Origin of the sequence: Subsaxibacter sp. CAU 1640 (genome assembly GCF_023156585.1) — a bacterium.
Lineage (GTDB): Bacteria > Bacteroidota > Bacteroidia > Flavobacteriales > Flavobacteriaceae > JBPOFM01.
In genome coordinates, this window is the sequence record NZ_JALNMI010000001.1 from 352,246 (window position 1) to 365,684 (window position 13,439).

General features: G+C 36.3%; 8 protein-coding genes. 4 read left to right on the top strand and 4 right to left on the bottom strand.

Annotated elements, in window-relative coordinates:
- The first annotated feature begins 4 nt into the window (after positions 1–4).
- On the top strand, positions 5–1,786 hold the full coding sequence (gene dxs, locus M0G43_RS01525; RefSeq protein WP_248022806.1) for a 1-deoxy-D-xylulose-5-phosphate synthase: 1,782 nt from the start codon (positions 5–7) through the stop codon (positions 1,784–1,786).
- On the opposite strand, the gene M0G43_RS01530 is transcribed toward dxs, so the two are convergent.
- From M0G43_RS01530 to M0G43_RS01540, 3 genes are all read right to left on the bottom strand, one after another.
- Positions 1,761–1,931 carry a hypothetical protein gene (locus M0G43_RS01530; protein WP_248022808.1) on the bottom strand — a complete coding sequence of 57 codons (171 nt, stop codon included), beginning with the start codon at positions 1,929–1,931 and terminating at the stop codon, positions 1,761–1,763. The two genes, dxs and M0G43_RS01530, sit on opposite strands and share 26 nt — an antisense overlap.
- Before the next feature lie 135 nt (positions 1,932–2,066).
- On the bottom strand, positions 2,067–4,823 hold the full coding sequence (locus M0G43_RS01535; RefSeq protein WP_248022809.1) for a T9SS type A sorting domain-containing protein: 2,757 nt from the start codon (positions 4,821–4,823) through the stop codon (positions 2,067–2,069).
- A 10-nt stretch (positions 4,824–4,833) separates the two neighbouring features.
- Positions 4,834–6,177 (bottom strand): deoxyguanosinetriphosphate triphosphohydrolase, encoded by a 1,344-nt coding sequence (locus M0G43_RS01540; RefSeq protein ID WP_248022811.1) that lies wholly within the window; start codon positions 6,175–6,177, stop codon positions 4,834–4,836.
- A gap of 180 nt (positions 6,178–6,357) precedes the next feature.
- Between M0G43_RS01540 and M0G43_RS01545 the strand changes: the two genes are divergently transcribed.
- Positions 6,358–9,165 carry a TonB-dependent receptor gene (locus tag M0G43_RS01545; protein WP_248022812.1) on the top strand — a complete coding sequence of 936 codons (2,808 nt, stop codon included), beginning with the start codon at positions 6,358–6,360 and terminating at the stop codon, positions 9,163–9,165.
- Between the two features lie 50 nt (positions 9,166–9,215).
- Positions 9,216–10,412: a multidrug transporter gene (locus tag M0G43_RS01550; protein ID WP_248022815.1), complete on the top strand. Its 1,197-nt coding sequence runs from the start codon at positions 9,216–9,218 to the stop codon at positions 10,410–10,412.
- A gap of 69 nt (positions 10,413–10,481) precedes the next feature.
- On the opposite strand, the gene M0G43_RS01555 is transcribed toward M0G43_RS01550, so the two are convergent.
- A complete protein-coding gene (locus M0G43_RS01555; RefSeq protein ID WP_248022816.1) occupies positions 10,482–10,838 on the bottom strand; it encodes a toxin-antitoxin system YwqK family antitoxin in 357 nt (118 codons plus the stop codon).
- Positions 10,839–11,129: 291 nt separating this feature from the next.
- On the opposite strand from M0G43_RS01555, the gene M0G43_RS01560 reads away from it, so the two are divergent.
- Positions 11,130–13,415 (top strand): inorganic phosphate transporter, encoded by a 2,286-nt coding sequence (locus M0G43_RS01560; protein ID WP_248022817.1) that lies wholly within the window; start codon positions 11,130–11,132, stop codon positions 13,413–13,415.
- Positions 13,416–13,439: the final 24 nt, after the last annotated feature.

Here is a 13,439-nt window from a genome sequence, read left to right on the forward strand (position 1 = left end):
AAACATGAGCGAATTCTTAAACCATATCAATTCCCCTTCAGATTTAAGACACTTAACTCCGAGCGAACTTCCTATTCTGGCTAAAGAACTTCGCGAATTTATCATCAATATCGTTGCGACCAAGGAAGGTCATCTGGGAGCAAGCCTTGGTGTCGTGGAACTCACTATTGCCTTGCATTATGTGTTCAATACGCCAGAGGATTTGCTGGTTTGGGATGTTGGCCATCAGGCCTATGGTCATAAAATTTTGACGGGTCGTAAGGAAATTTTTCATACCAACAGACAACTTGGTGGCATCAGCGGCTTTCCGAAAAGAAGCGAAAGTGTTTATGATGCTTTTGGCGTCGGACATTCTTCCACCTCCATTTCGGCTGTTTTGGGAATGGCGATTGCATCCAAATTAAAAGGTGAAAATAGACAACATATTGCAGTTATTGGCGATGCATCAATTGCTAGCGGAATGGCGTTTGAAGGGCTCAATCACGCAGGAGTTACCGATGCCAATATTCTAATCATCTTGAATGACAACGCCATTGGCATTGACCCAAGTGTTGGTGCTTTGAAACAGTATCTTACCAACGTTAAAAAAGGGACCGAAAAACAAGACAACATTTTTGAAGCATTGAATTTCAATTATTCAGGACCTATTGATGGCCATAATTTGGAATTACTTCTCGAAGAGTTACAACGACTGAAAGAGGTGAAAGGCCCAAAGCTTTTGCACGTAATTACCACTAAAGGAAAAGGTTTAAAACAAGCCGAAGAGCAACAGGTGAAATATCACGCGCCAGGGAAATTTGATGCCTTAACTGGGGAAATTGTTCCTTCTCAAAAGGAGGATTTACCTCCAAAATTTCAGGATGTATTTGGTGAAACTATCTTGGAACTTGCGAAACAAAATGAAAAAATCATCGGTATCACACCTGCTATGCCAACTGGAAGTTCTCTAAAGTTGATGATGGATGAATTGCCTGAACGCGCCTTTGATGTTGGAATTGCAGAACAGCATGCGGTTACGTTAGCTGCTGGAATGGCAACACAAGGTATGGTGGTTTTCTGTAATATCTATTCTACTTTCCTTCAGCGAGCTTATGACCAAGTTATTCATGATGTGGCATTGCAGAATTTGCCTGTGATATTTTGTCTGGATAGAGCTGGTTTGGTTGGTGAAGATGGCGCAACGCATCATGGTGTTTTTGATTTGGCGTATTTAAGATGCATTCCGAATTTAATTATTTTCGCTCCGCGGAATGAAATTGAATTACGAAATATGATGTACACAGCTCAATTGGGCCTTGAACATCCAATTGCGATACGTTATCCAAGAGGCAGAGGCACCTCGCTGGATTGGAAACAACCCTTTCAAAAAATTGAAATCGGCAAAGGTATTGAGCTTCAGAAAGGAACAAAAATAGCCGTGTTAAGTATTGGAAGTATTTCAAAAAATGTCAGTGAAGCTATAGATTCTTTATCAAAACCAGAATTAGTTGCACATTTCGATATGCGTTTTGTAAAACCTCTTGATCAGACGTTGCTTCACAAAATTTTTAGTGATTATAAGTACATTCTCACTATCGAAGATGGCACTATAAAAGGAGGGTTCGGCAGTGCAGTTGTAGAGTTTGCAGCTCTACACAAGTATATAACATCCATAACAGTTTTGGGATTGCCCGATGAGTTCATTGAGCACGGCAGCGTTGAAAAATTATTTCATCAACAAAAACTTGATTCTAAAAGCTTAGCAAGTATTATACAGGAGATTATTCGTCTTCATGATCAGTCGTAACCATTTCTGGTTGTTGACCTTTTTCATAAACGTTAACTGTAGATTGCGGCTGCGGACTTTTACTTTTAGAGATGTCGTCGATCACCAATAAAAAAGCTAGAGTTACAAAGAAAATAACAATAGCACCCAGTAGATTCTTCTTCATGATAAGAGGTTTTAACTTTGATTCGGATTCAAATATAACACTTTATCGTTTAAATGCAAATTTTTTCGATGAAATGTTTTGAAAAAATAGGGAGCCCTGAAGCTCCCTAGTTAAATATTAATGATAATCTTATCGTTATTTAATCACTATTTTCGAGTTTTCGGTGAAATTATTTCCCTTAAATTGAACTAAATACATTCCAGAACTCAGTTCAAGAGATAAGCTTTGATTGCTAGTAGATAGATTGAGAGATTGGTTAAAGACTTTCTTTCCGCTTAAGCTGTATATATCCATGTTTACCTTACCTAGATTGGCTTTTGAAGAAACACGAACATTTCCATTAGATACGGTAGGATGAACTGTAATATTTTTATTTATAGCTTCACTATCAAGAACGCTTAAAGGTGTAGCTGTAAAAGTTCCAGTAAATAAACCTCTTCCGTATGTGGTTGCTAAAATGGTGTTGTCTGACGCTCTTAAATCCAGATCTAAAACTGTCACGTCGCTCATACCATTAAATACAGGAATCCATGTAGGATTGGTTTGAGTAAAGTCGGGCGTTGCCCAAATACCAAGTTCGGTTCCTATAATTAATTCATTTGGCAATAAAGGGTTTTGCAAAATGCATTTTACCGGCATGTCAGGAAGGTTTCCTTCAAGACTTCTCCATGAAGTTCCTCCATTACTTGTATACCAAATACTTTGAACACCATAATTATGCATGGTTACAAAAATTTCCTGTTCATTTTGCCCAAACTCTATATCCGAGATGCTCCCGACAAATCCCGGTCCTGAAATGTTGGACCAAAAAGGTCCTAAATTGGCAAAAGTAATTTTAAGTAATCTACCATTTCTTAAACCCGCAAAAAGTGTAGAGGTGGCTGTGGTAAATGGAGAAACTTTTAAAGCGCTTGGCGATGAATTCAATAATGTGTTTGTAAGGTTAGCATTTACAACATTTGCAGCTCCATTCATAAAATTTGTTGTTCTTTCTATGGCACGACTGCCACCCGAGGACGCATTCGAAAAAAGAACGTTTTGATTCTTATCGAGAGCCGCTTCATTTATAAAACTCCCCCCATTCCCACTTGTAATTGCATACCCATTTGTAAACGTTGGATAATTGAAGTAAACATGATTGTTCCCAGGATAAGTGGTAATCATATATTGAACTCCAATATCGTCTATTTCAGTAAAACCGCCATCACCTCCAGCAGGGTCAAAAAAGGGATTTAGCCCTGCATTTCCATTCACCAAAACTTGTGTTCCGTTATCTTGTGTACCTCCAGCAATGTCATCTCCATTTCCACCTCCAACACCGTCTATCGTACCATAATAAAATTGTGTCGTCACAAAATTTATATTTCGCTGTTGAATCGCTGCTGGGTTTCCTGCCGTAGCTGAAATATTGTTGGAATAATAAACACCTCCATCTGTTCCAAAAACAACTTGATTACCATTACTACCAGGCCTAAAAACAATTGCATGTTGGTCTGCGTGAACAAAAGGGACTGTTAAAGTGTTCAAGTTAGCATTATTAGACCATTTAGATATTTGATTCCATGTAATCCCATTATTAAGGGATACAAACAAATCTATTCCGCCCACATAAAGTTTTCCATTTTGGTCTGCCTCAATTGGTAAATCATAAAATGCTTGACCTCTTGTATAATCGGTCGAAGAAATTCCATTATCTGCATCATTTGGTTCTAGCATGGATGTTATTGTCGCAAAGGCATCAGTTGTTGTAAAAAGATCGGCAGCTCCATTTACGTTTGCGGCAACCCATAAACGATTAGCATCTGTACTTGAAACTTCCAGTTCAGTTCTCGATGCATTAGGAATATTTCTTATCAAAGAAAAATTGATTCCATCGGAAGATCTATAAATATCGCCACCTGGGTTGCCAAACACATTGCTCGTTGTGGTAAACCAAATATTATTATTGACATCAATTTCTAAATCACATGGGTTTTTATAATTGCCATTATTGTGTGTTATATTAAATCGATTCCAATTGTTTCCTCCATCTGTTGATTTATAGACACCGGCTTCAGCAACACTATGAAAATTATTTGGACTGGAAGCAGAACCATAAAAAGCATTTGCCACAGCAATATATAATTCTGTTGTCCCAGAGACATTTCTAGCTACAATATCATTTATGTAAAATATACCATTTACATTTCCGTTGCTAAAACTATCATAACCCCCAAATATATTGTTCCAAGTGACACCTCCGTCAGTAGACTTCCAAACACCTCTTCCTACCACATCTCCGGAAACAAAAGATTCTCCAGAACCTATGTAAAAAATGTTCGAATTGTTTGGGTCGGAAATAATTGTTGTAACCGAAATGTTGGCCTGCATGCCGGTTACCAATGTCCATGATGAACTTGGATTTGTAATATCTTCATTAACCCAAAGTCCTCCAGAAACGCCTCCCGCAAAAACTCTTGTATAGTCATCGGCAGGATTTGGATTACCAACATCATTTGGGTCAAACATAATACCTCTTGTGCGACCTCCTTGATCATTGGGTCCCCTATTTATCCAGGATGTTGTACTCTCACCTGACATTCCTCTATAAAATAATCTTTGATCATTTAATTCTGAACGTACTTCCTCCAGTCGTTCTGGCATTGGACGCCCTGTATTTGGATCCATTGTCAAATCCCACAATTGCTCAAAATAGGCGTTTGGTGGAATCCCCATTTTTTTTCTTTCTTTTCTTGAGATATGTTGAGTTTCCTTAAATGGACTATTCTCTAAAAAGTTTTGATGTTTTTTTCTTAATTTTTCAATTTCAGAGTATTCATTTGATGTACTGCACCCAATACTTAATAGAATAAGTGAAAAAACGGTTGCGCCTAATAGTAATCTCTTTTTCATGCTGTATTTATTATAAATGGTTTCCTTTCAATTTTCTGTATGTTTGAATGGCATTGCTGTCTGAAAACCTTGCCACAAAATTGCAAATATCTAAAATGTTATGGTACAACGCATTGTCCTTTAAGTCTAACGTCTCGGGCAAAACTTTCAATATGAGCTGATCATAATTAGATAAATTTCCTTTATGATGTTTATAAACAGTGTAAACAAATGAATCTAAAAGCACATTAATCACTTCATAACCCGCAATTTCTTTATCAATAACATCCATAGAATTATAGACATTTTTTACACTTATGTCGATGATGTCTTTGATTTGTGCCTTATATCTACTCATATCGAGGAGCGCATTTTCAAAGGTACCATTAAGAATGGATTCTTCGTTACTCATAAAAATCTCAACTGACTCATTTATCAAGGTATTAATTGCAAGCGCTCTTAAGTAGCTAATTCTATCTTCTGTATTGGTGAGAGAGCTATAATTGTCTTTGTTGATTGTATCCCTAACCAAATTGATTAAGTACTCTAAAGCATATTCTTCTTGTATTAAACCAAAGTTGATACCATCCTCAAAATCTATTATGGTATAACAGATATCATCAGCAGCTTCCACAAGAAAAGTCAATGGATGCCTTGCAAAACTGATATCATTACCATCTCTAGTCTGCTTTAATCCCAGTTCTGTAGCTACATCCATAAACGCCTCCTTATCACTTTGAAAAAAACCATATTTTTTGTCTGCAATATGTGAAGTAGGTTTTTTGGGTAGTGACTCTTTTGGATATTTTGTAAAGGCTCCAAGAGTTGCATAGCTCAAGCGAAGCCCACCTCCCCTACCTTTCCTACTTTCCGTCAAAATTTTAAACCCATTAGCATTACCTTCAAAATCACATAAATCTTGATATTCTTTCGCTGTCAATTCGGACTTAAATCTATTACCATTCCCCGTTTTAAAATATTCGCCTATTGCTTTTTCTCCGGAATGTCCAAACGGAGGATTGCCAATATCATGAGCCAATGCGGCAGCTGCTACAATCGCTCCAAAATCATTAATTTGATAACCATGGATATTCTTAAGATGAGGATATTTCTCCAGAAGTCTTTGTCCCACTTTTCGACCTAAAGAACGGCCAACCACGCTAACCTCTAAACTATGTGTTAATCGTGTATGGATGAAATCTGTTTTTGATAAAGGTATAACCTGTGTTTTATCTTGAAGGCTTCTAAACTCTGAAGAAAAAATAATTCTATCATAATCGACCTCAAAACCTAATCTTGTTTCATCTTGTTCTTTCCTTAAGCGTTTGTTGGTATCACCATATCGCTTCAGAGACAATAATTGTTCCCAATTCATATTTAAATAATTGGTTTGCAAGATAACTTTTTTCTATGTTAACACAACATGTCTATTTTGGAATTTCCAACCTTTCACTTAACGTTTAGATAACTTTTTTATGAAACAGTTTTAACCTTGAGTTAACCCCGACTTTACATTACGTGAGTTTCTTTGCCACAAATAAATCACCACTAACAAATGAGAAAATTAATAGTGTTTTTTGCTCTCTTAACCACATCGATCATGTTTGGACAGGTTAAGGGTTCGATCGCAGGAAAACTTACTGATAAAGAATACAACAACGAACCTTTACCATTTGCCAACATTGTTATCAAAGGTACTACTACAGGTACTACTTCAGACATTGATGGTCTTTATGGATTTGACAACCTCTCACCCGGCTCTTATACTTTGGTTTTTAGTTTTGTCGGTTATGAAAGTCAAGAAATCACGGTTGAGGTTGTTGCAAATAAAGTTACAACTGTAAATGTTCCAATGGGAGCAAGCTCTGCCTCATTGGATGAAGTAGTCATTACAACAACGGCACGAAAAGAAAGTGAAGCTGCTTTATTGCTTGATCAGAAAAAAGCCGTTGAAATTAAGCAAAGTATAGGTGCTGAAGAGTTAACTAGAAAAGGTATTGGAGATGCAGGAGAAGCAGTCTCAAAAATATCTGGGATCTCAAAGCAGAGAGGAAACAGCAATGTATATGTGAGAGGTTTAGGCGATCGCTATCAAAACACAACTCTAAATAATCTTTCCCTTCCTTCTACTGATGTCAATAAGAAAAATATCGATTTAGATTTATTCTCTACAGATATCATCGAAAACATTTCAGTGAGTAAAGCATACACCGCTTCATTTTATGGTGATTTTGCTGCTGGAAATGTGAATATTAATTCTAAAGAATATACAGGAAAAGGATTTCTAAACATCAGTCTAGGTAGTGGACTAAATACTAATGCCATAGGAGAAGACTTTGTGAGAAGTGAAGGCCCGAGTTATTTTGGCTACTATAATAGATATGACCATAACCCATTTGCTGTTATACTTTCGCACGGAGTTGACCCTCAAGAATCTGAAGGTAATATCAATTTCAATGGGGCTTTGGAAGGCGGATATACATTCGATTTTGATGATGATACTAGATTGAGCTTTTTTGCCACTGCAAGTTTCTCAAATGGTTACGAATATAGAGAAGGAGAAGCTCGGGATTTTACAAATGTTTTGAAAACAGATTTTCCAAATGTCTCGGAATATGATTACTCAACGAATACTACGGCTCTGTTGAATGCAACATTTAAAGTAGACAATAATAATACTTTCAAGTATAGTTCTTTATTCATCAATAGCTCTAGTGACGAAGTAGGATATTACGGAACTAAAGGATTAGGTTTCAGTAGAGACGCCATTGCCAGTGACGAAGGATTTTATACAATGAACGTCCAATTCAATCAAGACAGAGTGTTCGTTAATCAAGTTTTAGGTTCACACAAAACGAACAACGATAAGTGGAATCTCGATTGGGGATTCGGATATAACAAAGTATTTTCTGATGAACCAGATAGAAAGCGTATCACGCTAGAAGACTATCAGTTTGCACTGGATAACGACCCTTCTACAAATCCTATATTTTATACAAATATTCCTTTCGACAATCAACGCTTTTTTCAAAGTATCGAAGATGATGAATATAATAGCTTCGTGAATTTAAAACATACTTTTTCAGATAACTTTAAGATCAACTTTGGATATAATGGTCGTGACAAAGAAAGAAGTTTTAACAGCATTAGATATGGATACGACATCGTAGATAGAAATAACACACCAGTTTTAGATGTTAATAATTTCAACTCGATTTTCAATGTTCAAAATATCAATATTCCAGATGGCGCAGGTTTGTATAATTTAATCGTATTAAATCCTATCAACAATGATATAGGAAACACAAACAGACCAGGTCTACCTGAAAATACCTATAATGGTGAGTTAGAAATCAATGCTGGCTATCTCAATGCAGAGATCAATTTAGGTGAGAAATGGCTCATTGTACCTGGAGTGAGACTTGAATCTTTTTCTCAAAATATCACTTATGATGTTATCAATATTAGAGATGATGATCCTGGATTTAGATCTGTTTATGAAAATATCTTTTTACCTAGTCTAAACATTAAATATGCTTTGAACGAAGATTCAAATTTGAGATTGGCATTGAGCAAAACAGCATCATTGCCAGAGTTTAAGGAAGTGGCGCCCTTTGTTTATGAAGATGTGACAGTACGTTATGGAGGTAATCCGGACCTATTGGGTGGGGTTGATGGCAATGGACCTACCTATTCTGAAATTTACAACTTGGATTTGAAATATGAGTGGTTTTTATCGAGTGGTGAAATATTTTCTGTTGCTGCCTTCGCAAAGAGAATTAATGACCCAGTAAATAGGGTCGTAGCAGCCGATGCCACAGGAACACAAAGATATTTTAGAACAGGAGAATCAGCAGATGTATATGGCCTTGAGCTAGAGTTGAGAAAGAAATTATTGAAAGATGCAGATGATAATGGAGTACTTACATTCGGTTTTAATGGATCATACACATTTACAGAACAAGATTTAAAAAATATTTCTGGAACATTTACTACAGCCTTTAACAGAGATACAGAAGAACTTGAAGGCGCCTCAAAATGGGTTTTCAACTCTGACATCGCTTATAGTCCTACATTTAAAAACTACAAGCCATCAGCTACATTAGTTGCCTCTTATTTCTCTGACCGAATATATTCTATTGGTTCTGGAAGCTTGGGCAATATAGTCGAGAAGAGCGTAACAACTTTAGATTTTGTTTTCAAAAGTCCAATTACAACAAAACTGGATTTGAGTGTTTCGGCAAGAAACTTGTTAAATCCTAAAATTTCATTTATCAGAGAAAATACTGGTAATGGAGATATCATAATCAATGAGTATAAAATGGGTGCCGGAATCAGTGCATCTCTTAAATATAAATTCTAAAAAAAATTACAATGAACACCAAAAACTTAAATATTAAAATTAACAAAATGATGAAAACTAATTTATTTTTTTTACTAGCTTTTGCTTTGATTTTCATGGGATGCGAAAGCGATGATACTTCCGATATCATCATCAACGACAATAGTGTCACAAACAATAATGGTGGTGGATCAAATCCAAGCAACGATTGTATTAACTTGAGCGGTGTGTACACATCAGATTTGACTCTTGATGCCAATAACTGCTACGTTGTAAACGGTCCATTGTTAATGACTGAAGGTACAACATTGACTATTCCAGCCGGAATGACCATTAAAGTTGCTCCTGTAGGAGTTAATGCTTATATCGCTATCTTGCGTGGTGCTACAATTATTGCAGATGGAAACGCTGCAAATCCAATTGTATTCACATCAAACGCAGCTTCTCCAGCTTCAGGAAACTGGGGTGGAGTGGTTATTTGTGGAAATGCTCCTATTAACTCTACTGCTGACGGCTCAACTGATACTGCAACTACTGAAGTTGGTGGTCTTTCTTACGGAGGAAATACACCAAATGATAATTCTGGTATTATTAGATATGTGAGAATCGAGTATGCAGGTGGAGCTATTGACGGTAATGCCGAATTGAATGGCTTATCATTGTATGCTGTAGGTAGCGGAACAACTATTGACTATGTGCAAGCGTACAAAGGGTCGGATGATGGTTTTGAATTTTTTGGCGGAACAGTAAATGCAAGCCATCTTTCTGTGGTAGATGCAGAAGATGATTCAATCGATTGGACAGAAGGCTTCATGGGAACATTAACAGACATATATGTTAAGCAAAATGCAGGATCTGATCATGACAGTGGTTTTGAGATGGACGGTTTCAATACAGATTTTTCTAATGAGGGTGGATATGTGTCTCAACCTACAGTTACTAATGTAACAGTTATAGGTGACGGAGATTCAGGTCGTGCATTTAGATTAAGAGCTGGAACTGCTGGAATATTTACCAATATAATGATTGACAACTTCGGCCGTGGTGTTGTATTGGAAGATGATCAAATGGATTATCCTACAAGTCAAAATGTTGTGGATGGAAATCTATCGATGACAGATGTATTTTTCTCTGCTAACGTTACAACTGCTTACACAGGTAGTGGATTAGTAAATCCTGTTACCCAAAACGACGTGATTTTAGGAAATGCATCCAACGCTACCGGAACAGACTATGCCACTTGGGGAGCTGGTTGGACAATTGAATAAACATTATAAGTCATTAACAAAAAAAGGCATCCTAGATTTGGATGCCTTTTTTATTGTTTTAAATCTTTTTTAATTTCTGGAGACAATGGTGTTCTTATTGGACCATTCACTTACGCTTGCTATAACGTTATTGGAATAATCGACTTCCTTTAAAGTATCTCCATTCCAAAAAAACCACTTGCCCACTTTTTTTCCATTATCGTACGTCGCTGATGCGATTTTTTTTCCATTGATGTCAAAACTCAACCAATCTCCCTGAAGTTTTCCATCAATAGTGTAACTTCCTGTTTGACTTACTTCACCATTAGTATGATAATAAACCACCTCGATCAAATTGGTGTCCTTATTTTCAGTCAAGACCCTCTTATTTTGAGAAAAAGAAGTAGAGACAAAAAGGCAAATGGCAATAACAACTAAATTCTTCATATCAGTAGGTATTATAATTAATGTTCACTTAACAAATATATGTATTTTTTTACATTATTGAAACATTCACGTAACAATAAATTAACATTGAATATATAATTATTTGATTTACAATAATTTAAATATCAAATATTTAACATTAGAGACTAGAAAAACGTTGTTCTTAACTGTCATGTATGAATATTATAACTATCATCTAATCATGATTTTTACACAGAACATAACGTTTTGATAACATTGCGTTCAATTTAAAAGATGAAATTTGCCATTTAGATAGACTTACTTATTTAAATGGAAAACATCTATATCTATATGTTGGTGGCGTTGGGCGTTTTGGCCATTGCAGACCTTGTTGTCGGTGTTAGTAACGATGCCGTCAACTTTCTTAATTCGGCCATTGGCTCTAAAGCGGTTTCATTCAAAACAATAATTATTGTTGCTAGTCTTGGCGTGGCTTTAGGAGCAATGTCTTCGAGCGGCATGATGGAAGTAGCTAGGAAAGGGATTTTTAATCCTGGAGAGTTTATGTTTGACGAAATAATGATCATATTCACAGCGGTGATGCTTACTGACATATTGCTGCTAGACTTCTTTAACACTCTAGGATTACCAACTTCTACCACAGTATCAATTGTATTTGAATTGCTTGGCGCAGCAGTGTGTATCGCATTATTGAAGATTTCGGCAAATGATGCCCAAACAATTTTCAATCTTGGTCAATATATCAACAATGAAAAAGCCATAGAAATTATACTCGGTATTCTCTTATCAGTGGTTATTGCTTTTACTGTTGGAGCTTTGGTTCAATTTGTTTCAAGAATATTGTTGACGTTTAAATATGACAAAAAACCTTCCTGGTATGGTGCCATATTTAGCGGAATAGCTATTACTTCTATTATGTATTTCATACTCATAAAAGGCTTAAAGAGTGCTTCGTTTATGAGCCCAGCTGTAATGGATTTCGTTGCTGCAGATACAAACATTCTTGTTTTTGGAGGGTTTGTTTTCTGGACGTTAATCTCATTTTTATTGATTAAGATTTTTAAAACTAATATTTACACCCTTATTATTATAATAGGGACTTTCGCCCTTGCCATGGCCTTCGCTGGTAATGACTTGGTGAATTTCATTGGTGTACCCATTGCTGCTTATAATTCTTGGGAAGCGTGGTCTTCTAGCGGTGTTTTACCAATGAATTATAGCATGGAAATTTTGGAAGGTCAAATACAAACCCAACCTTTCTTGCTTTTGATAGCTGGCTTGGTGATGGTATTGACCTTGTGGTTTTCCAGTAAAGCTAGATCTGTTGTAAAAACCTCTGTAGACCTATCAAGACAAGAGGACGTAAAAGAACGCTTTGAACCCAATTTTTTGTCAAGAGGGATTGTGAGAGGAACCGCAGCATTGGGAGCGAGTATTACCTATGTTTTGCCAAACTTTATTAATGATAAAATCAACAAACAGTTTGAAAAACCATTAGTTACTCTTTCTTTAGACAAGAAAGGCGATTTGCCTGCTTTTGACCTTGTAAGGGCTGCAGTGAATCTAATGGTTGCAAGCGTCTTGATTTCATTGGCAACATCCATGAAACTTCCACTATCGACCACGTATGTAACTTTTATGGTTGCAATGGGAACTTCTCTCGCCGATAGGGCTTGGGGCAGTGAGAGTGCAGTTTACAGAGTCGCAGGAGTACTTAACGTTATAGGAGGTTGGTTTTTTACAGCGATAAGCGCATTTGTTGCAGCGGCAATCATGGCTGTAATTCTTTATTATGGCAGAGGTTATGCATTAACAGGATTATTGATTTTTGCAGCCTTGTTATTGATCAAAAATTTTATTTCGCACAGAAAGCAGTCTAGACAAATCAAAGAAGCAGATAGCCTTCAAAAGGCTGAAAGCAGCTCTACTCAAGGTGTTATTGTAGAGAGCGCTAAAAACATTGCCAATGTTGTAAAACGTGGCAACAAGATTTATACAAGTGCCATCAATGGTTTGGCAACTCAAAATTTAAGCGCCTTAAAAAAGAATAAGAAAAACATTGACAAACTTTCAAATGAGATCGACGAATTAAACGATAATGTCTACTACTTCATAAAGAATTTAGAAGAACCGAGTGTTGAAGCAAGTAATTTTTATTTGAATGTCGTTGGTTACCTACAGGATATGGCCCAATCATTGGAATATATTTCCAAAATAAGCCATAAACATATCAACAATAATCATAAAAAACTTAAGTTTAGTCAAATAAAAGAGTTGAAGGAAGTAGACGAACGTTTTGAACGCTTCTTCAACAACACTCAAACAGCCTTTGAATCACTTTCTTTTGAAGAAATTGGGATCATATTGGGTAGACGTCAAGAAATAATGAGTTTGGTTACAGACAAAATTCAAAAACAAGTTGAAAGAACCCGAGGCGAGGAATCAAGTCCAAAAAACACTACTCTGTATTTCAATATATTGCTAGAAACCAAAGACTTGCTGAATGCCACAATGAATCTTCTTCAAGAATATTACAATGCTCATGACAGTACAGTAAAACCTGCCACTCTTTCTACAGGTAACATTCAAAAATAAGTTGATTTAATAAAATTAAATCGG